Annotated in this window: 19 protein-coding genes; 13 read left to right on the top strand and 6 right to left on the bottom strand. The window is 65.2% G+C overall.

Going from position 1 to position 19,504, the window contains the following annotated elements; translation table 11 throughout:
- Positions 1-26: 26 nt before the first annotated feature.
- From hmgA to maiA, 8 genes are all read left to right on the top strand, one after another.
- Positions 27-1,388 carry a homogentisate 1,2-dioxygenase gene (hmgA, locus tag BMX57_RS15265; RefSeq protein ID WP_092368993.1) on the top strand — a complete coding sequence of 454 codons (1,362 nt, stop codon included), beginning with the start codon at positions 27-29 and terminating at the stop codon, positions 1,386-1,388.
- An 81-nt stretch (positions 1,389-1,469) separates the two neighbouring features.
- Complete coding sequence (gene fahA / locus BMX57_RS15260) at positions 1,470-2,726, top strand: fumarylacetoacetase (RefSeq protein ID WP_092369303.1); 1,257 nt, start codon at positions 1,470-1,472, stop codon at positions 2,724-2,726.
- A 5-nt stretch (positions 2,727-2,731) separates the two neighbouring features.
- Entirely contained in the window at positions 2,732-3,088 is a 357-nt protein-coding gene (locus BMX57_RS15255; protein ID WP_229724257.1) for a VOC family protein, read from the top strand.
- A gap of 80 nt (positions 3,089-3,168) precedes the next feature.
- A complete protein-coding gene (locus BMX57_RS15250) occupies positions 3,169-4,119 on the top strand; it encodes an MBL fold metallo-hydrolase (protein ID WP_092368990.1) in 951 nt (316 codons plus the stop codon).
- A gap of 129 nt (positions 4,120-4,248) precedes the next feature.
- On the top strand, positions 4,249-5,859 hold the full coding sequence (locus BMX57_RS15245) for an FAD-dependent oxidoreductase (RefSeq protein WP_092368987.1): 1,611 nt from the start codon (positions 4,249-4,251) through the stop codon (positions 5,857-5,859).
- A gap of 6 nt (positions 5,860-5,865) precedes the next feature.
- The gene (locus BMX57_RS15240; protein WP_092368984.1) at positions 5,866-6,069 is read left to right on the top strand and encodes a DUF2783 domain-containing protein; all 204 of its coding nucleotides are present in this window, start codon (positions 5,866-5,868) and stop codon (positions 6,067-6,069) included.
- Positions 6,066-6,608 (top strand): VOC family protein, encoded by a 543-nt coding sequence (locus BMX57_RS15235; protein ID WP_092368981.1) that lies wholly within the window; start codon positions 6,066-6,068, stop codon positions 6,606-6,608. The genes BMX57_RS15240 and BMX57_RS15235 overlap by 4 nt, the downstream gene beginning before the upstream one ends.
- A gap of 69 nt (positions 6,609-6,677) precedes the next feature.
- A complete protein-coding gene (gene maiA / locus BMX57_RS15230; RefSeq protein WP_092369300.1) occupies positions 6,678-7,316 on the top strand; it encodes a maleylacetoacetate isomerase in 639 nt (212 codons plus the stop codon).
- 9 nt (positions 7,317-7,325) lie between these two features.
- Here maiA and BMX57_RS15225 read toward each other — a convergent pair whose 3' ends face one another.
- The 4 genes from BMX57_RS15225 to BMX57_RS15210 form a co-directional block, all read right to left on the bottom strand.
- Positions 7,326-8,954: an acyl-CoA synthetase gene (locus BMX57_RS15225; protein WP_092368979.1), complete on the bottom strand. Its 1,629-nt coding sequence runs from the start codon at positions 8,952-8,954 to the stop codon at positions 7,326-7,328.
- Positions 8,955-9,085: 131 nt separating this feature from the next.
- Entirely contained in the window at positions 9,086-10,363 is a 1,278-nt protein-coding gene (locus BMX57_RS15220) for an ABC transporter permease (RefSeq protein WP_092368977.1), read from the bottom strand.
- On the bottom strand, positions 10,360-11,166 hold the full coding sequence (locus tag BMX57_RS15215; protein WP_092368974.1) for a taurine ABC transporter ATP-binding protein: 807 nt from the start codon (positions 11,164-11,166) through the stop codon (positions 10,360-10,362). The genes BMX57_RS15220 and BMX57_RS15215 overlap by 4 nt, the downstream gene beginning before the upstream one ends.
- Positions 11,167-11,285: 119 nt before the next feature.
- A complete protein-coding gene (locus tag BMX57_RS15210) occupies positions 11,286-12,290 on the bottom strand; it encodes a taurine ABC transporter substrate-binding protein (protein WP_092368971.1) in 1,005 nt (334 codons plus the stop codon).
- 405 nt (positions 12,291-12,695) lie between these two features.
- Between BMX57_RS15210 and BMX57_RS15205 the strand changes: the two genes are divergently transcribed.
- From BMX57_RS15205 to BMX57_RS15195, 3 genes are all read left to right on the top strand, one after another.
- Positions 12,696-14,090, top strand: a complete 1,395-nt coding sequence (locus BMX57_RS15205; protein WP_092368968.1) for an aminotransferase family protein — start codon at positions 12,696-12,698, stop codon at positions 14,088-14,090.
- 68 nt (positions 14,091-14,158) lie between these two features.
- Complete coding sequence (locus tag BMX57_RS15200; protein WP_092368965.1) at positions 14,159-14,746, top strand: GNAT family N-acetyltransferase; 588 nt, start codon at positions 14,159-14,161, stop codon at positions 14,744-14,746.
- A gap of 180 nt (positions 14,747-14,926) precedes the next feature.
- Complete coding sequence (locus BMX57_RS15195; protein ID WP_092368962.1) at positions 14,927-15,784, top strand: DUF2189 domain-containing protein; 858 nt, start codon at positions 14,927-14,929, stop codon at positions 15,782-15,784.
- Between the two features lie 6 nt (positions 15,785-15,790).
- Here BMX57_RS15195 and BMX57_RS15190 read toward each other — a convergent pair whose 3' ends face one another.
- Positions 15,791-16,777, bottom strand: a complete 987-nt coding sequence (locus BMX57_RS15190) for an NAD(P)H-quinone oxidoreductase (RefSeq protein ID WP_092368959.1) — start codon at positions 16,775-16,777, stop codon at positions 15,791-15,793.
- Positions 16,778-16,826: 49 nt separating this feature from the next.
- A complete protein-coding gene (locus BMX57_RS15185; RefSeq protein WP_092368956.1) occupies positions 16,827-17,516 on the bottom strand; it encodes a COQ9 family protein in 690 nt (229 codons plus the stop codon).
- A gap of 109 nt (positions 17,517-17,625) precedes the next feature.
- Between BMX57_RS15185 and rpsU the strand changes: the two genes are divergently transcribed.
- Positions 17,626-17,832: a 30S ribosomal protein S21 gene (gene rpsU / locus BMX57_RS15180; RefSeq protein WP_005614280.1), complete on the top strand. Its 207-nt coding sequence runs from the start codon at positions 17,626-17,628 to the stop codon at positions 17,830-17,832.
- Positions 17,833-18,115: 283 nt separating this feature from the next.
- Positions 18,116-19,312, top strand: a complete 1,197-nt coding sequence (locus BMX57_RS15175) for a CAP domain-containing protein (protein ID WP_092368954.1) — start codon at positions 18,116-18,118, stop codon at positions 19,310-19,312.
- Positions 19,313-19,504 lie beyond the last annotated feature (192 nt).

Raw genomic sequence — 19,504 nt, 5'->3', positions numbered from 1 at the left:
ACAAGCAGCAATCACAGGAGCGCGCGATGAATCGTCAAACCGCACCGCACAGTTTCACCCAGGCCCCGACCGCAACGGGCACGACCGAAGGCTACATGCCGGGTTTCGGAAACGACTTCGAGACCGAGGCGCTGCCCGACGCCTTGCCGCAGGGCATGAACAGCCCGCAGAAATGCAACTATGGCCTCTATGGCGAACAGTTGAGCGGCACCGCCTTCACCGCCCCCAGCCACCAGAACGAGCGCACCTGGTGCTATCGCATCCGGCCCAGCGTGAAGCACTCGCACCGATACGCAAGGATCGACCTGCCCTACTGGAAATCCGCGCCGCATGTGGATCCCGACGTGGTGAGCCTGGGCCAATACCGCTGGGATCCGGTGCCGCACAGCGACGAGGGCCTGACCTGGCTGACCGGCATGCGCACCATGACCACGGCGGGCGACGTCAACACCCAGGTCGGCATGGCCAGCCACATCTACCTGGTCACCGAATCGATGGTCGATGCCTATTTCTACTCCGCCGACAGCGAATTGCTGATCGTCCCGCAGGAAGGGCGGCTGCGGTTCTGCACCGAGCTGGGCATCATCGACCTGGAATCCAAGGAGATCGCCGTGATCCCCCGCGGCCTGCTTTATCGCGTCGAAGTTCTGGAAGGCCCGGCGCGCGGCTTCGTCTGCGAGAATTACGGCCAGAAATTCGAACTGCCGGGCCGCGGCCCCATCGGCGCCAACTGCATGGCCAACCGCCGCGACTTCAAGACGCCGGTGGCCGCCTTCGAGGATCGCGAGGCACCCTCCACCGTCACCATCAAGTGGTGCGGCCAGTTCCACGAGACCAGGATCGGCCACAGCCCGCTGGACGTGGTGGCCTGGCACGGCAACTACGCGCCGGTGAAATACGACCTGAGCAACTACTGCCCCATCGGCGCGATCCTGTTCGACCACCCCGACCCGTCGATCTTCACCGTGCTGACCGCGCCCTCGGGTGTGCCGGGCACGGCCAATATCGACTTCGTGCTGTTCCGCGAACGCTGGATGGTGATGGAGGACACGTTCCGCCCGCCCTGGTATCACAAGAACATCATGTCCGAGCTGATGGGCAACATCTATGGCCAGTATGACGCCAAGCCGCAGGGCTTTGTCCCCGGGGGCATGAGCCTGCACAACATGATGCTGCCGCACGGCCCCGACCGCGAGGCGTTCGAGAAGGCGTCGAACGCCAATCTGGGGCCGGACAAGCTGGACAACACCATGTCGTTCATGTTCGAAACCCGGTTCCCGCAGCACCTGACCGCGTTTGCCGCCAACGAGGCGCCGCTGCAGGACGATTATATCGACTGCTGGTCGGACATCGAAAAAAAGTTCGACGGGACGCCGGGCAAGAAATAGGCAACGGCGATATCCAGATGAGAATGACGCCCGGCCGGCCAAACCGGTGCCGGGCGCCACCAGAAAAAAATGGGAGACGACATGCCCCTTATGACAAGCTGGGTAGCCTCGGCCAACGACGCCGACCACCCGTTTCCGCTCAACAACCTGCCCTATGGCGTGTTCTCGATCGGTGACGGCGAGCCGCGCTGCGGGGTCGCCATCGGCGACAGCATCCTCGACATAACCGAGGCCGAGGCGCAGGGCCTGATCCAGCTCACCGACACGCCGCTCTTCGACGTGCCGTTCTGGAACGAGTTGATGGAGGAAGGCCCCGCCGTCTGGGCCGCCCTGCGCGAACGGCTGATCGCGCTTCTGTCCGAGGGCGCGGAGGAGCGCGACAAGGTCGAGCCGCTGCTGGTGGAGCGGGCGGATGCAGAGATGCACATGCCCTTTGCCGTCAGCGAATACACCGATTTCTATGCCGGGCGCCATCACGCCACCAATGTGGGCACCATGTTCCGCGGCGCCGAGAACGCGCTGCCGCCCAACTGGCTGCACATCCCCATCGGCTATAACGGCCGGGCGTCGTCGGTCGTGGTCTCGGGCACCGATGTGCGCCGCCCCTGGGGGCAGTTGAAGGGACCGAATGACGACAGGCCCCGCTGGGCGCCCTGCGCGCGGTTCGACATCGAGCTGGAGATGGGCGCCATTGTCGGCACCCCCAGCGACGGGCCGATCACCGTGCAGGAGGCCGATGACAACATCTTCGGCTACGTGCTGCTGAACGACTGGTCCGCGCGCGACATCCAGGCCTGGGAATACCAGCCGCTGGGCCCGTTCCAGGCCAAGGCCACCGCCACCACGATCAGCCCCTGGATCGTGACCAAGGCCGCGCTGGAGCCGTTCCGCACCGACACGCCCGAACGCGAGGTGGAACTGCTGGACCACCTAAAGGACTGCGGGCCGATGCTCTATGACATCGACCTTGCCGTGACGCTGGCGCCCGAAGGCAAGGGCGAAAGCACCATCGCGCGGACCAATTACAACGAGATGTATTACTCCGCCGCGCAGCAGCTGGCGCATCACGCCACGGCCGGCGGCCCAATGAACACCGGCGACCTGCTGGGCTCGGGCACGATCTCGGGCGCGACGAAGGAAAGCCGCGGCTCGCTGCTGGAACTCAGCTGGGGCGGCAAGGAGCCGATCACGCTGGAGACTGGCGAAGAGCGCTCCTTTGTCGAGGATGGCGACACGCTGACGCTCAAGGGCGCGGCCCGCGGCGACGGCTATGCCATCGGTTTCGGCGATTGCGTGGGCCGGGTGCTGCCGGCGCTCGACGATCCCTTCGCGCGCTGATTGCGGTGCTGGCGCTCGATCATATCCAGATCGCCATGCCGGCGGGCGGCGAGGAGGCCGCGCGGACCTTCTGGTGCGAGGGGCTGGGACTGACCGAGCGGCCCAAGCCCGAAGCGCTTCGCGCGCGCGGCGGGCTGTGGCTGGCGCTGGACGGCGCCGAGCTGCATCTGGGCGTCGAAGAGGGATTCGCACCGGCCCGCAAGGCCCATCCCGGCTTTGCCGTCAAAGACATAGACGCCGTTGCGGCGCGGATCGAGGCCCTGGGCCAGACCCCGCGCTGGGACGGCACCATCGAGAACCGCCGCCGGTTCTTTGCCGAGGATCCCTTCGGCAACCGGCTGGAGTTTCTGCAAACGGACTGAACACATGCGGGGCGGCCCCTGCCCCGCGCATCCCCCCGTAGGATGGGGTTCCATCCCATCCCCCGAAGAAGGAACAGACCATGGCCAAGGCATTCGCGTCGCAAGGCGACATGAGCGAAAAGAAGATCAGCTTCACCGAGGTCGGCGAGGGCCTCTACGCCTTCACCGCCGAGGGCGATCCCAATTCCGGCGTCATCATCGGCGACGAGTCGGTGATGATCGTCGAGGCGCAGGCCACCCCGCGCCTGGCCAACAAGGTGATCGAATGCGTGCGCGGCGTCACCGACAAGCCGATCACCCATGTGGCGCTGACCCATTACCACGCGGTGCGCGTGCTGGGCGCCTCGGCCTTCGGGGCGCAGCAGGTCATCATGTCGGACATGGCCCGCGCCATGGTCGTCGAACGCGGGCAGGAGGACTGGGACAGCGAATTCCAGCGCTTCCCGCGCCTCTTCGAGGGTCATGAGAGCATCCCCGGCCTAACCTGGCCCACCACCACCTTCAACGACAGCATGACGGTCTACCTGGGCAATCGCCGGGTCGACCTGATGCATCTGGGCCGCGCCCATACCGCCGGCGATATCGTGATCCACGTGCCCGACCAGAACGTGATGTTCACCGGCGACATCGTGGAATACCACTCGGCCTGCTATTGCGGCGACGGGCATTTCTCCGATTGGGGCGACACGCTGGACGCGATCAGGTGGTTCGACGTGGACGCCATCGCGCCGGGCCGCGGCGATGCGTTGGTCGGGCCCGAGATGGTCAACGCCGCCATCGAGAACACCCGCGATTTCGTCGAGAGCACCTATCGCCCCGCCGCCAGGGTGGCGGCGCGCGGCGGGTCGCTGAAAGAGGCCTGGGACGCGGTGCGCGCCGAGTGCGATCCGAAATTCGCCGATTACGCGATCTACGAGCATTGCCTGCCCTTCAACGTCGCCCGCGCCTATGACGAGGCGCGCGGCATCGACACCCCGCGCATCTGGACCGCCCAGCGCGACATCGAGATGTGGGAGGCCCTGCAGGGCTGATCGGATCGGGGCGATTTGATCCAGATCGTGTCGCCGCGCCGGATTTGTTGAAAGGATGAGATGACCCTTCGGAAAACGGTTCCGGAGGACGGGAGACCTGTGCCGCGCGCACCGCTTTGGGAGGAGCCCATGAACAAGATATTCGAAACCCCGATCTATGCCTACAAGCACAGCCCGGATCAGGACGCGTCGACACCGGTGCGTCACAAGGTGATCGTCGTGGGCGCCGGACCGGTGGGCCTGGCCGCCGCGATCGACCTGGCGCAACAGGGCGTCGAGGTGCTGGTACTGGATGACAACGACAAGGTCAGTTTCGGCAGCCGCGCCATCTGTTTCGCCAAGCGGCCGCTGGACATCCTCGACCGGCTCGGCTGCGGGCAGCCGATGGTCGACAAGGGCGTTCTGTGGAATCAGGGCAAGGTCTTCTTCGACGATCGCGAGGTCTATGGCTTCGACCTGCTTCCGGAGAAGGGACACCGACGACCCGCCTTCATCAACCTGCAGCAATACTATTTCGAGGAATACCTGGTGAATCGCGTGCGCGAGCTGGAGGCCGAAGGCGCGCCGATCGAGATCCGCGGACGCAACAAGGTCTCGGCCGTGGGCACCCATCCCGAGCATGTGGTGCTCGAAGTCGACACGCCGGACGGATCCTACAATATCGAGGCGGACTGGGTCATCGCCTGCGACGGGGCCAATTCCCCGATGCGCCGGATGATGGGCCTCGATTTCGTCGGGCGGGTGTTCGAGGACAACTTCCTGATCGCCGACGTGATCATGGATGCCGATTTCCCGACCGAGCGCTGGTTCTGGTTCGACCCGCCCTTCAACCGCGGGCAATCGGCGTTGCTGCACAAGCAGCCCGACAATGTCTGGCGCATCGACCTGCAGCTGGGCTGGGACATCGACAAGGAGCGCGAGAAGCGCCCCGAGAACGTCATTCCCCGGCTCAAGGAGATGCTGGGCGACGAGGTGGAGTTCGAGCTGGAATGGGTGTCGATCTACACCTTCCAGTGCCGCCGCATGGAGCAGTTCCGCCACGGCCGGGTGGTCTTTGCCGGCGACAGCGCGCACCAGGTCAGCCCGTTCGGCGCGCGCGGGGCCAATTCCGGGATCCAGGACACCGACAACCTGTGCTGGAAACTGAAGCTGGTGATGGATGGCAAGGCGCCCGAGGCGCTGCTGGACAGCTACGACACCGAGCGCGTCCATGGCGCCGACGAGAACATCCTGAACTCCACGCGCTCGACCGATTTCATCACGCCGAAATCCGAGGTCTCGCGGCTGATCCGCGATGCGGTGCTCGACCTGGCCGAGCATTATGAGTTCGCCCGTCCGCTGGTCAATTCCGGCCGGTTGAGCGTGCCCTGCACCTATGACGGCTCACCGCTCAACTCGGCCGATGCGTTGGGCGGCCCGGCGCGCACCCGGCCCGGCTCGGCCTGCCCGGATGCGCCGCTGGGCGACGCGTTCCTGCTGTCGAAACTGGGCGACGGGTTCACCCTCATGACCATCGACGCCGATGCGCCCGACGAGATCGAGGAGGACGGGATCGTCGTCAAACGGCTGGCGCTGTCGGTCAAGGACGACCCGACCTACGAGCTGAAACGCCGCTACCTGGGCGACAATGACAGCGCGGTCTACCTGATCCGCCCGGATCAGCACGTGGCCGCGCGCCGCCCCGGCTTTGACGACAACCAGTTCCGCCACGCCATCCGGCGCGCGACAGGCAAGGAGTGATTTCAGATGGCAGAGTTGATCCTGACCCCGAACCTCGATGCACCCGACGATTTCTATGCCGATCTGCTGGCCACGCACGAGACGCTGGACAAGGTGGAAAGCGATGCGCTGAACGCCCGGCTGATCCTGGTTCTGGCCAACCATATCGGCGACCGCGACGTGCTCACGCAGGCGCTGGCCGCCGCCGCCCCCAAGGAGGACACCCAATGAAAATCGAGAAGATCCACCACGTCGCCTATCGCTGCAAGGACGCGAAGGAGACGGTCGAATGGTATGGCAAGATGCTGAACATGGATTTCATCCTGGCCATCGCCGAGGACCATGTGCCGTCCACCCACGAGCCCGATCCCTACATGCACCTGTTCCTGGATGCGGGCGACGGCAATGTTCTGGCCTTTTTCGAATTGCCGACCAAGCCCGAGATGGGGCGCGATCCGAACACGCCGGAATGGGTCCAGCACATCGCATTCAAGGTCAAGGACCGGGACGAGTTGATTGCCTTCAAGGAACATCTTGAGGCCAACGGCGTGGACGTGCTGGGCGTCACCGATCACTCGATCTTCCACTCGATCTATTTCTTCGATCCCAACGGCCACCGCGTCGAGCTGGCCTGTCCCGATCCGCAGGAAGAGGCGATGCTGGCCAAGCTTAACGAGGTCAAATGGGACATGCTCGAGGAGTGGTCGCGCACCAAGAAGGCGCCGAAACACGCCGAATGGCTGCACGCCAAGGAACTGGGCGACGTCTGAACCCGCGCGCAGATACAATGCAGGGTCAACCGGCTGACCGCCGGCTGGCCGATTATTGGGAGGTCAATGGTGAGCGAAACCGTTCTCTATGACTATTGGCGGTCCTCGGCCAGCTACCGGCTGCGGATCGCGCTGAACCTGGCCGGCATTCCCTATCGCGCGGTTCCGGTCGACTTGGTGCAGGGGAAACACCGCGCGCCCGACCACCTGGCGCGCAACCCGCAGGGCATGGTGCCGGTGCTGGAGATCGACGGTCTGATGCTGACGCAATCGCTGGCGATCCTCGACTACCTGGACAGGACCCGCGCGATGGGGCTGCTGCCCGACGCACCGGCCGACCGCGCCCGGGCGCAGGCGCTGGCACACGTCCTTGCGGTCGACATTCACCCGGTCTGCAACCTCAAGGTCGCGCGCCATGCCACCGCGCTGTCCGCAGGCCAGGGTGACATGCCCGGCGACTGGATGCGCCATTTCATACGTCCCGGACTGCAGGCCTTCGAAACCCTGCTGTCGGGGGTCGACCAGGCGCCCTATTGCACCGGATCCGCGCCGGGGCTGGCCGATATCTGCCTGATGCCGCAGCTCTACAACGCCCGGCGCTGGGAGGTCGAGATCGGCGATCTGCCCCGGACCCTGGCGGTCGAGGCCGCCTGCGCAAACCACCCGGCCTTTGCCGCCGCGCATCCCGACGCCTGCAAGCCGGGCTGAGCGACTTGACTAGAGGTCGCGCGCGCGGTCGCGCAGCATGAATTTCTGGATCTTGCCGGTCGAGGTCTTGGGCAGCGGCCCGAACACCACTGTCTTTGGCGCCTTGAAACGCGCCATGCGGTCGCGGCAGAAGGCGATCAGGTCGGCCTCGGTCGCCGTCTGGCCCGGTTTCAGCTCGACGAAGGCACACGGCGTTTCGCCCCATTTCTCGTCGGGACGGGCCACCACCGCGGCCTCCATCACTGCCGGGTGGCCATAAAGCGCATCCTCGACCTCGACCGACGAGATGTTCTCGCCGCCCGAGATGATGATGTCCTTGGATCGGTCCTTGAGCGCGATATAGCCGTCGGGGTGCATGACACCCAGATCGCCCGAGGCGAACCAGCCGCCGCGAAAGGCCTTGTCCGTGGCCTCGGGATTCTTGAGATACCCCTTCATCACGATGTTGCCGCGCATGAAGATCTCGCCCATCGTCTCGCCGTCGGACGGCACCGGCTCCAGCGTCTCGGGATCGGCCACCATCAGCCCTGATAGTGCGACATATTTCACGCCCTGTCGAACCTTGAGCGCGGACCGCTCGGCGGCCGGCCGCTCATCCCATTCCGGTTTCCAGGCACAGACCACCGCCGGGCCATAGGTCTCGGTCAGCCCGTAGACATGGGTGACCTCGACGCCCATCGCCTCCATCTTCTCGATCACTGCAGCCGGCGGCGGTGCGCCGGCGGTCATCGCCTTGATCGGATGGTCGAACCCCTTCATCGCGTCGGGCGCGTTGGCCAGCATGTTCAGCACGATGGGCGCACCGCAGAAATGCGTGACGCCCTGTTCGCGGAACGCGCGAAAGATCGGCTCGTCGCGCACCGCGCGCAGGCAGACCGAGATGCCGGCATTCACCGCCATCGTCCAGGGGAAGCACCAGCCATTGCAATGAAACATCGGCAACGTCCACAGGTAGACAGAATGCTGCGGCATGCCCCAGGTCAGGATGTTGGACATCGCGTTCAGTGCCGCGCCCCGGTGGTGATAGACCACGCCCTTGGGATTGCCCGTCGTGCCCGAGGTGTAGTTCAGCGTGATCGCGTCCCATTCGTCGCCCGGCAGTGCCCAGTCATGGTCAGGGTCGCCCTCGGCCAGCAGGGCGTCATAGGTCAGCGCACCAAGCGGCGCGCCGCCCTCGAAACTGTCGTCGACGATGTCGATCACCAGCAGATCGGGACGCGCGATCCGGTCCAGCGCGTCGCGCACGACATCCGCGAACTCGGGATCGACGATCAGCGCCCTGGCCTCGGCATGGTCCAGGATGAAGGCGATGATGGCGGCGTCCAGCCGGGTGTTGATGGTGTTCAGAACCGCGCCGGTCATGGGCACGCCGTAATGGGCCTCGAACATTTCGGGGATGTTGGCGGCGATGATCGACACGGTGTCGCCCTTGCCGATGCCGTGTGCCGCAAGCGCGCTGGCCAGCCTCCGGCACCGCGCATAGGTCTCGGCCCAGGAATAGCGCCGCGCGCCATAGACCACCGAGGTCCGCTCGGGATAGACCGCCGCGGCGCGCTCGAGAAAGCTCAGCGGCGACAACGGCGTGTGGTTGGCCGGAGTCTGCCCCAGGTGCTGCTCATAGATGCCGGTTCCTGTCATCGCCGCTCCTCCCCGGTGGTGGCCGTGTCAGGGCCTTGTCGGGAATCGAACACGACAAACCGCACCGAGGGCAAGAAAAAACCGGGGCGGATCGCCGCCCCGGCCGGTCGCGGGTCGCAACGCGATGCGCTTCAGCCCTTGCCCTTCCACGGCACCAGCACCCGCTCGGCCCAGCGCATCAGCATGTCGATGCCGAACCCGATGATGCCGATCAGGATGATGCCCATGATCACGATGTCGGTGTTCTGGAACTTGGAGGCGACCATGATCATCATGCCCGCGCCCTTTTCCGCGGCGACCAGTTCGGCGGCCACAACTGTGCCCCAGCAGACGCCCATCGCCACCCGCGCGCCTGTAAAGATCTCGGGCAGGCTGTTGGGCACGATGACATGGCGCATGATCTGGCCCTTGCTGGCGCCCAGGGAATAGGCCGCGTGAACCTTCGAGATGCTGACGCCAGAGACGCCCGACCGCGCCGCGATCGCCATGATCCACAGCGCGGCGAGGAACAGCAGGATGATCTTGCCCAGCTCGCCGATGCCGGCCCAGATGATCACCAGCGGGATCAGCGCCAGCGGCGGCACCGGGCGCATGAACTCGACGATCGGGTCGAACCAGCCGCGAAACCAGTTGGACAGCCCCATTGCATAGCCCAGCGGAATACCCACCAGCGCGCCGAAGAGAAACCCGACCACGACGCGCATCAGCGAATAACCCAGATGCTCCAGCAGCGTGGTGCCGCGAAAGCCGTCCTTGGCGATCTCGACGAATTTCTGCCAGACCGCCTCGGGCGCGGGCAGCCAGATCGGCTCCATCTGCCAGCCCTTCGACGGCTCGAAATTGAGCGTGCCCTTGGGCGACATCCCGACCCGGCCAAAGGGCGTCTCGACGCTGCCGCCGGGCGCGATGGGCTGGCCGTTCACCTCGGTGACCCGCGCGCCCGCATCGCGGCCCAGCTCGTCATTCTGGTCGACGCGGATCAGGCCGGACCGCCACATGCCGATGGTGGCGGTGTCATTCCTGGCCCAGCCTTCGCCCGGCTCCACCTGCGGCGGATCGGGCTGCTCGTCGATGGGATGGACCAGCACCGTGACCGTGGCGGTGTCACTTTGCCCGTCCTCGGTCGCGGCGGTATAGTCGAAGGTCGCGATGCCCTGGAACGGACCCGGCGCATGCAGGAAGGATGGCAGCAGGGTCGAGCCCGTGAACATCCCCCACAGCACGAAGATCGAGACCACCGAAATGACGCTGGCCACCCGGTCGGACACCACCGCGCTTTCATCCCCGAAAGTGACGGTCTTGAGCGAGGTGAAGTCGGTCCGGGCGCTGCGCCGGATGATCCGGTTCACGATGAGATACGAGCCGACGAAGATGCCGATATAGATCAGGAAGGGAACCGCGCTGCTCATGATGCGGCCTCCGTGCGGCCCATGATTTCCTCTTCCATGTCCCAGATCATGCCCAGGATCTCTTCGCGGCGGATGGCGAACTCGGGGTGTTTTTTGACCTCGCGCAGATCCTGGCCTACGCCCAGGTCGGCGAAGGGAAGCCGGTATTCCTTGTGGATCCGTCCCGGTCGCGGCGCCATCACGATCAGCCGTTCACCCAGCAGCAGCGCCTCCTCGACCGAATGGGTAATCAGGATGATGGTCTTGCCGGTTTCCTTCCACAGCTTGAGCACCAGGCTCTGCATCTTCTCGCGGGTCAGCGCGTCCAGCGCGCCCAGCGGCTCGTCCATCAGGATCACGTCCGGGTCGTTGGCCAGGCAGCGCGCCAGCGCAACCCGCTGCTGCATGCCGCCCGACAGCTCGTAGATCGCCTTTTCCTTGAACTCCTGCAGGCCCACCACATCGAGAAGGTGATCGACATCCTGTTGGTATTGCGATGCGGATTGTCCCTTCATCCGCGGGCCGAAGCTTACGTTGTCGCGCACGCTCATCCATTCGAACAGCGCGCCCTGCTGGAACACCATGCCACGTTCGGCATCCGGCCCGGTCACGGTGTGGCCGTTCATGACGATCTGGCCCTCGGTCGGCGCGAGAAAGCCGGCCAGGATGTTCAGAAGCGTGGTCTTGCCACAGCCCGAAGGCCCCAGTACGCTCATCAACTCGCCCTCCTGCAGGTGCAGAGACACGTCCTTGAGCGCCTGCACCGACGTGCCGTTGGGCAGGTCGAAACGCATTGAGATGTTCTCGATCGACAATCCCGACATCGGTTCCTTTCCGCGTAACTGAATACACCTGCTCCGACCGGATCGGTCGGTCCCGGCCCGTTGCCGGCGTGACGGGCGGGCGTCCGGCCCGGTCTGGCCGCCGCCCGCGCCGTGTTTGGCTACATGCCCTGCGCCGCGCTCAGCGGACCGGTGTTCACCGCGTTGGCATAGCTGTCGAGCGCCGAGTCGATGCTGCCCGCCTGCACGAAGACGTCGGCGACGCCCTTCATGAAGGTCTGCGCACCGCCGTTCAGCCACTTTTCGGACAATTGATCATCCACGCTGGGAAAGACGAAGGTGCTGATCGTGGCGTCCGTGTCGGCCAGTTCCATGCCGGCATCCTTGGCGATCACCGCCAGCATCTCGTCGCGGTTCTCGCCCCCATTCCACATCGCGTTGGCATCGCCGGTCACCTTCAGGAACTTGGCCACAAGGTCGGCGTTCTCGGCAACCCAGCCGGCCGGGCCCGAGGTCACGTCGAAGACCAGGATGCCCAGCTCTTCCTTCTCGGCGCCGGTCAGCAGGATGTTGCCATGCTCCAGCATCCGGCGCAGCGACCCGCCCCAGCCGCAGGCCATGTCGACCGCGCCCTGGGCGATGGCCGCGGCACCGTCTGGCGGCGCCATGTCGACGACTTCCATCGAGCCGATATCCACGCCGAAATGGTTCATCTGGTTGAGGAAACCGTAATGTGCCGCGGTGCCCAGCGGCACGGCCACTTTCTTGCCAGCCAGTTCGCCGGCCGAGGCCTTGTCGATCTCGAGATCCGCGCGAACGACGCAATTGTCGTTCTCCGAATAGCTGACCGCGACATCGAGGATCTGCAGATCCTGCCCGGCGCTGGTGGCCACCACGAAGGGCGGCACGCCCTGGCTGACACTGAGCTGCACATCGCCCGAGGCCATCGCCGCGCTCATCGCGGTGCCGGTGTCGAAGCTGACCCAGTTGACCTTGACGCCCATTTCCTCGTCATAGGTGCCGTTCACCTTGGCGTATTGGAACGGCATCGGCCATTCCAGGAAATACCCCACGGTGATCTCGCCGTCCTGCGCCACGGCAGGCGCGGCAGCGGCGATGACCGCCATCCCGGCCACGGCCGCCATCAGTTGCGATTTGAGTTTCATGATATGTCGTTCTCCCTGTTTCGCTGCTCCGCTTTTTCGCGGATTCGGTGCCGGCGCGTCGCGGTGTCGCGCCATGCGGTCCGGCAGGCCCGTCGCGTGCCCGGCCTGATCGGAGCGCAATTGCCCTCACCGATCAATGTTTTTTCGCCGCCCGCTTCACGCCCGCAGCCAGACCAAATCGCCGCTTCCAGATTTCCAAATCCCGCGATGCGCCCGTTTTTTCGGGCCATTCCGCCGCCGGGCGCCTTTCGACCAGTCGATTCTACGGCTGTTCTGGCTATAACCGCGGGATCATTCTGGCCCTATCCGTGGCCCGGTTTTCCCCGTCACTGGACTTAGGAACACGCCCCCGGATGCAATAGGCTTTCGGGGCCGGATAACAGTTGCATCACGAAAGGACATGTCATGGACGGCACGTTCAACGAAAACGATCTCTCCCGCATCGTCGAGGCCGACCGCGCCCATATCTGGCACCACCTGATCCAGCACAAACCCTTTGAGACCAACGACCCGCGCATCATCGTCGAGGGCAAGGGGATGCGCGTCTGGGACCAGAAGGGCAAGGAGCATCTGGATGCCGTTTCGGGCGGGGTCTGGACGGTCAATGTGGGCTACGGGCGCGAGAGCATCTGCAAGGCGGTTTACGACCAGCTGATGAAGCTGTGCTATTTCGCGCAATCCGCGGGGTCGATCCCCGGCTCGATCTTCGCCAAGAAGCTCATCTCGAAGATGCCTGGGATGAGCCGGGTCTACTACACCAATTCCGGCTCCGAGGCGAACGAGAAGGCGTTCAAGATGGTGCGCCAGATCGCGCACAAGCGCTATGGCGGCAGGAAGACCAAGATCCTCTATCGCGACCGCGACTATCACGGATCCACCCTGGCGGCGATGTCGGCGGGCGGTCAGGACGAGCGCAACATGCAATACGGCCCCTTCGCGCCGGATTTCGTGCGGGTGCCGCATTGCATGGAATACCGCAAGCACGAACTGGACGGCGCGCCGGATGCCAATTTCGGTGAATGGGCCGCCGACCAGATCGAAGCGGTGATCCTGCGCGAGGGTCCGGACACCGTGGGCGCGCTGTGCCTTGAACCGGTGACCGCCGGCGGCGGCGTGATCGAGGCGCCCGAGGGCTATTGGCAGCGGGTGCAGGAGATCTGCACCAAATACGACATCCTGCTGCATATCGACGAGGTGGTCTGCGGCGTCGGGCGCACCGGCACCGAATGGTTCGGCTATCAGCACTACGGCATCCGGCCCGACTTCGTGACGATGGCCAAGGGCGTGGCCTCGGGCTATGCCGCGATCGCCTGCATGGTGACGACCGAAGAGGTCTTCGCGATGTTCAAGGACGACGCCGACGATCCGATGAACTACTTCCGCGACATCTCGACCTTTGGCGGCTGCACGGCTGGGCCTGCTGCGGCCATCGAGAACCTTCGGATCATCGAGAACGAGAACCTGCTTGCCAACTGCACCGGCATGGGCGCGCGTCTGGATGCCAACCTGCGCGCGCTGATGGACAAGCACAAGGTGATCGGAGACGTGCGCGGCAAGGGCCTGTTCCAGGGCGCCGAACTGGTGCTGGACCGCGACAGCAAGGAGCCGGTGCCCGAGAAACAGGCGCAGGCCGTCGTGGCCGACTGCATGGCGCAGGGCGTCATCATCGGGGTCACCAACCGCTCGGTGCCGGGTCGCAACAACACGCTGTGCTTCTCGCCCGCGTTGATCGCCTCGCCCGACGACATCGACCAGATCACCGACGCGGTGGACGGGGCGCTGGGCCGGGTGTTCGGCTGACGCCATCTGCAGGGAGTCCTGGGCCGGTGCGGATCCGCGCCGGCCCATCTTCTGTCAGGAGGTGACGCATGTGGGCCGAACCGGTCACGCTTGAGGGCCAGCATGGCGCGGTGGTTCCGCTGAGCCGGGATCACGCCGCCGATCTGCGCGAGGCCGCGGCAGATGGCGATCTGCACCGCCTTTGGTATACGACGGTTCCCGCGCCGGATCAGGTCGCGGAGGAGATCGACCGCCGCCTGTCGCTGCTGGAGGCGGGCAGCATGGTGGCCTTTGCCATTCTGGATGCGGACGGCCGGGCGGTGGGCATGACCACCTACATGAATATCGACCATGCCAACCGGCGGCTCGAGATCGGATCAACCTGGTATCGCAAGGCGGTGCAGCGCACCGCGCTCAATACCGAGATCAAGCTGCTGATGCTCTCCCATGCCTTCGAGACGCTGGACGCCATCGCGGTCGAATTCCGCACCCACGTGATGAACCTGCAGAGCCGCCGCGCCATCGAGCGGCTGGGCGCGCGGCTGGACGGGATCCTGCGGGCGCATATGATCCTGCCCAACGGCACGATCCGCGACACCGCCGTCTATTCCGTGACCGCGCCGGACTGGCGGGCCGTGCGCGCCAACCTGTGCTGGAGGCTTGAGGCGCGGGCCTGATCCTCACACCTGCGGCACCGGCGCAGCATCGGCATGAGCCGACCGCTCGCCAAGCTGTGACTGTGCCCTGGCCGGCGATCTGCTATAGTCCTCGACAGGGGCGCAGTCCGAGGCTGGCCCTCTTGCGCTCTATGGGCCGGCTTTCGGACGCTGCGCAGTGATGCAGCGGAAGGACAGATAATGGCCAAGACAATCGGAAATCCCATCAGCTGGGCCGCCAAGAGCCTGAGCGCCACGGGCGAACATGTGGGGGACTCCATCGCGCAGGTGGGCGGCGCGGACCCCGATGCGCCACCGGTGGTGCATACCCTGACGATGGACGATCTGAAGGCCGTGTTGCGCGCGGGATATGCCGATTTCCTCGCAACACGGGCCGACGCGATCTTCATCGCCGTGGTCTATCCGCTTGCCGGGCTGCTGCTGGTCGGGCTGGGCCTGCAGATGGACCTGGTTCCGTTGCTGGCGCCTTTGGTCATGGGCTTTGCGATCCTCGGGCCGGTGGCCGCGGTGGGCCTCTACGAGATCAGCCGCAGGCGGGAACAGGGCCTGGAGACCCACTGGCTGGACGCGTTCGGCGTATTCCGCTCGCCGTCCTTCGGGGCCATCCTGGTGCTGGGCTTCTACCTGGTGATGTTGTTCCTGGTCTGGGTCATGACCGCCAACGCGATCTATTCCGCGACGCTGGGCCCCGAGCCGCCGGCTTCACTTGCCGCCTTCACCGGAGACGTGATCGGCACCGCCGCGGGCTGGACGATGGCGATCCTGGGAACCGCCGTCGGGTTCTTCTTTGCGCTGGCCGCCCTGGCCGTCAGCGTGGTCAGCTTCCCGCTGCTGCTGGACCGCAAGGTCGGGGTGCCGGTTGCCGTCGTCACCTCGGTCCGGGTCCTGCGCGAGAACCCGGCCGTCATCCTGACCTGGGGCGCATTGGTCGCGACGCTCCTGGTGCTGGGCGCGATCCCGCTTCTGCTGGGTATGATCGTGGTGATGCCGGTGCTGGGCCATGCGACCTGGCACCTGTATCGCCGCGCGGTCAGCTGACAGACGTCACTCCGCCACCTTGAGGACGATCTTGCCGATGTGGTCCGAGGCTTCCATCCGCGCATGGGCCTGGGCCGCTTCGGCCAGCGCGAACTCGCTGTCCATGACCGGGGCCACCTTGCCCGCGGACAGAAGCGGCCAGACCGCCTCCTGCAACTCGCCGGCAATGCGCGCCTTGGCCAGATCGCTCTGCGGGCGCAGGGTACTGCCGGTCAGCGTCAGGCGCTTGACCATCATCTGGGCAAAGTTCAATTCCACCACCGGGCCCTGCAAAAAAGCGATCTGCACCAGGCGGCCATCCTGCGCCAGCGCCTTGACGTTGCGCGGGATATAGTCGCCGCCGACCATGTCCAGGATCAGATCGGCGCCGCCCTCGTCCTTCATGACGGCGACGAAATCCTCCTCGCGGTAGTTGATCGCGCGCTCGGCCCCGAGATCCTCGCAGGCCCGGCATTTCTCGTCCGACCCGGCGGTGGCAAAGACGCGCGCCTCGAAGGCGCGGGCCAGCTGGATCGCGGTGGTGCCGATGCCGCTCGACCCGCCATGCACCAGGAACCGCTCACCTGCGGACAGACCGCCGCGGGTGAAAACGTTGGACCAAACGGTAAAGAAGGTCTCGGGCAGGCAGGCGGCCTGCTTAAAGGTCATGCCGGCGGGCAGCGGCAGGCAATGCGCCGCCGGAGTCGCGACATACTCGGCATAGCCGCCACCGGGCAACAGGGCGCAAACCTCGTCACCCTCGGCCAGGCCCGCAACGCCCGGCCCCACCGCGACGACCTCGCCCGACGCCTCGAGCCCCGGCAGGTCGCTGGCGCCCGGCGGCGGATCATAGGCCCCCGCCCGCTGCAGCGCATCGGGCCGGTTCACCCCGGCATAGGCCACCTTGATGACAACCTGGCCATGCCCCGCCTCGGGCACTGGCCGTTCGGTCAACTGCAGAACATCCGGCCCGCCGGGCCGCGTGATTTCCACTGCGCTCATCTTCCGGGACATCGCGCCAGTCTCCTTTCGTTCAGGGATTCAGTCCAGATCGCAGGCCGGGTCAGTCGCGCGGGGACAACCGCCCGGGCAGGTCGGGCATCCGTGCCGGCGGCCGGATCTGCCGGGCCAGCCAGTCGGGGCCGGCCATGAACGGCTTCAGAAGCGGGTTCTGCCGAACCTGCGCCTTGAGCTTCTCGACCAGCATCACGTCGGCGATGCGCCGATCCAGGAAATCCCAGGTCGCCTGGTGGCCCGGCGATCCGTCCCCCAGCCAGTAGAGCAGGGTCGAGGAATAGACCCCGGCAAGGGTCGCGCGCTTGGTATACCAGTTCACGTCGTCCGACGTGTCGCCCAGCGCGGTCCAGATCTTGTCGCAGGTCTCCCAGATGGCGCGGGCGCCCTCGCCGGCATGGGCCGGCAGCGCGAACAGCGTGACGCCCCGGCGCACCACTTCGCGGTCCTCCACCGCCTCGAGCCGGAACCGCACCGCGGCGGCGATTCGGTCGCGGAACTTCAGCGCCGACAGGTCCTCGGCGCGCAGCCGCGCCAGCATCGCCGCGTCACCGTGCGCGTGATAGGCGAGCGCCAGGTCGACCGCCCCGCGCGGACAGATGGCACGGGCCACGGCATCGTCGATACCGGCATCCGCAACCGCCGCGCGAAACGTGGTTTCCGACCAGCCGTCGAACGGAACATGCGCCAACGCGGCATCCAGCAGCCTTTCGCGCGCGGTGTCAAAGCTCTCTGTCATTCGGACCTCCTTGCCAGTGACCCACTACTAGACAAGATAGAAGTGCTTTGCTATACGGCCACTTCCTGCAAATCCTTGCAACTCGAACCAGAAAGGTGGTGACAACCACATGCAGGTCAGTGTTCGCGACAACAATGTCGATCAGGCGCTTCGTGCCCTGAAGAAGAAACTGCAGCGCGAGGGCGTGTTCCGCGAAATGAAGCTCAAGCAACATTTCGAGAAGCCGTCCGAGAAGAAAGCGCGCGAGAAGGCCGAGGCGATCCGCCGCGCCCGCAAGCTGGCGCGCAAGAAGGCCCAGCGCGAAGGGCTGCTCTGAGCCGCCTACCCTCCAGTTTTGGACGACACTATTCGACGACCCCCGCGGCCCCGCCCCGGGGGTTTGTCTTTGCCCGCGTCAGCCGCCCTGCATTATGTGCCGCGACGCCCTACAGCCATCCCGACAGGCCGAATGATGTGCGTGTTTCCGCGCACGCAAGCCGCAACCGAGCGGAGCCTTGCCTGATCGCGGGCCGCTCAACTCTTGCCATTTCTCGGTCACAATTCCGCCGCTAGGAGCAGTGAACATTCTTTCCCTGCCACTCACAGGAGACCTCAGGCGGATGACACAGGCAGATTCACTTGAACGGCAAATGCTGGATCTCATCAACGCGGAACGCGCTGCGCGCGGGCTTGACCCCTTACAACTCGAACTCCGGCTGAATGACGCGGCCGAAACGCACAGCGAGTGGATGCTTGCGCAAGACGTGTTTTCGCACACCGGCGCCGGCGGCTCCAGCGCCGGGGGGCGGATGCAGCAGGCCGGCTTCGACTTCTCGGGCAGCTGGGGCTGGGCCGAGAACATCGCCTTGCAAAGCGAACGCGGTGCACCCGGACTCGCAGATGATGTTATCGACCTGCACAATTCGCTTATGAACAGCCCGGGCCATCGGGCCAACATCTTGAACCCGGATATGGAGGTCATTGGCATTGGCATCGAGCAGGGAAACTTTCGGGGATTTGATGCCGTCGTAGTGACACAGAACTTTGGCCGTACGAGCGCCCCTCTCCAAATCGATTCGGGTGCCGGTAGCGCGGGCTCACCCGGTGGAGGCAACTCCCCCTCTGCCCCGACGAATACCGCGACCGGGGGCGCGGACACAATCCTTCTATCCAACCCGGCAGAAGTACATGGTTGGGCCGGAAACGACAGTATTGCAGGGAGCTTCGGCAACGACACCCTGATCGGTGGCGGCGGCGACGACTCCTTGTCCGGTGGCAACGGTGCTGACGAAATCCGCGGTGGGTTGGGGCAGGACACCGGAATTGGCGGCTCTGGCAACGATCAGATTTGGCTCAATGCCGATGCCGACCGCGGCTATGGTGGCGCAGGCGACGATGTCATCCGTGGCGGAGCGGGCGACGACCGTCTCTATGGGGAAACTGGACAAGACACTTTGCAGGGTGGCGGCGGCCAAGACCTGTTGGTTGGCGGTGATGGCGATGACCGCCTCAACGGCTGGCGCGGGAACGATACCATCCATGGCGAATCCGGGAACGATACAATGTCCGGCGGCTACGGCAGCGATATTTTCGTGTTCAGCGAAGGCAATGATCGACTGGCGGATTTCAACAAATTCGATCCTGCTGAGAAAATCTACATGGGTTATGCGGAAGGAATCGACAACTATTCGGACCTGGCCGCGAACCACATGTCCCAGCGCGGCGCAAACGTCCTGATTTCAGACGACGCCGGGAACAGCCTTCTCGTCGTAAACGCCACACTACAGCAATTGGACGAGACCGACTTCTGGTTCTAGGTCCCAATTGACAAGGGCGCCGGCGGCCTGAAGACGGCCCGCCGGCTGTCAAATTGGCGCTGTCCTGCCTTACCGGCAATCATACCCCAATCGACGGGCGGCGCAGGACATGTGGACGGCAATGTTCTTGACCCTCGGCGGCCAAAACAACCGCCGCCGAAGTTCTCGTTCGCTGCCAATTTGTGGCGACCC

Origin of the sequence: Cribrihabitans marinus (assembly GCF_900109035.1) — a bacterium.
GTDB lineage: Bacteria > Pseudomonadota > Alphaproteobacteria > Rhodobacterales > Rhodobacteraceae > Cribrihabitans > Cribrihabitans marinus.
Note: the sequence above shows the minus strand (reverse complement) of the source record. Positions and strands in the feature narration are given on the sequence as shown.

Coding starts and splice junctions, on each gene's coding strand:
- BMX57_RS15220 (WP_092368977.1), bottom strand. CDS start 10,363: ATGAGCAGCGCGGTTCCCTTCCTGATCTATATCGGCATCTTCGTCGGC.
- BMX57_RS15210 (WP_092368971.1), bottom strand. CDS start 12,290: ATGAAACTCAAATCGCAACTGATGGCGGCCGTGGCCGGGATGGCGGTC.
- BMX57_RS15225 (WP_092368979.1), bottom strand. CDS start 8,954: ATGACAGGAACCGGCATCTATGAGCAGCACCTGGGGCAGACTCCGGCC.
- BMX57_RS15200 (WP_092368965.1), top strand. CDS start 14,159: ATGTGGGCCGAACCGGTCACGCTTGAGGGCCAGCATGGCGCGGTGGTT.
- hmgA (WP_092368993.1), top strand. CDS start 27: ATGAATCGTCAAACCGCACCGCACAGTTTCACCCAGGCCCCGACCGCA.
- BMX57_RS15245 (WP_092368987.1), top strand. CDS start 4,249: ATGAACAAGATATTCGAAACCCCGATCTATGCCTACAAGCACAGCCCG.
- BMX57_RS15250 (WP_092368990.1), top strand. CDS start 3,169: ATGGCCAAGGCATTCGCGTCGCAAGGCGACATGAGCGAAAAGAAGATC.
- BMX57_RS15215 (WP_092368974.1), bottom strand. CDS start 11,166: ATGTCGGGATTGTCGATCGAGAACATCTCAATGCGTTTCGACCTGCCC.
- rpsU (WP_005614280.1), top strand. CDS start 17,626: ATGCAGGTCAGTGTTCGCGACAACAATGTCGATCAGGCGCTTCGTGCC.
- BMX57_RS15240 (WP_092368984.1), top strand. CDS start 5,866: ATGGCAGAGTTGATCCTGACCCCGAACCTCGATGCACCCGACGATTTC.
- BMX57_RS15190 (WP_092368959.1), bottom strand. CDS start 16,777: ATGTCCCGGAAGATGAGCGCAGTGGAAATCACGCGGCCCGGCGGGCCG.
- BMX57_RS15205 (WP_092368968.1), top strand. CDS start 12,696: ATGGACGGCACGTTCAACGAAAACGATCTCTCCCGCATCGTCGAGGCC.
- BMX57_RS15185 (WP_092368956.1), bottom strand. CDS start 17,516: ATGACAGAGAGCTTTGACACCGCGCGCGAAAGGCTGCTGGATGCCGCG.
- fahA (WP_092369303.1), top strand. CDS start 1,470: ATGCCCCTTATGACAAGCTGGGTAGCCTCGGCCAACGACGCCGACCAC.
- BMX57_RS15195 (WP_092368962.1), top strand. CDS start 14,927: ATGGCCAAGACAATCGGAAATCCCATCAGCTGGGCCGCCAAGAGCCTG.
- BMX57_RS15235 (WP_092368981.1), top strand. CDS start 6,066: ATGAAAATCGAGAAGATCCACCACGTCGCCTATCGCTGCAAGGACGCG.
- BMX57_RS15175 (WP_092368954.1), top strand. CDS start 18,116: ATGACACAGGCAGATTCACTTGAACGGCAAATGCTGGATCTCATCAAC.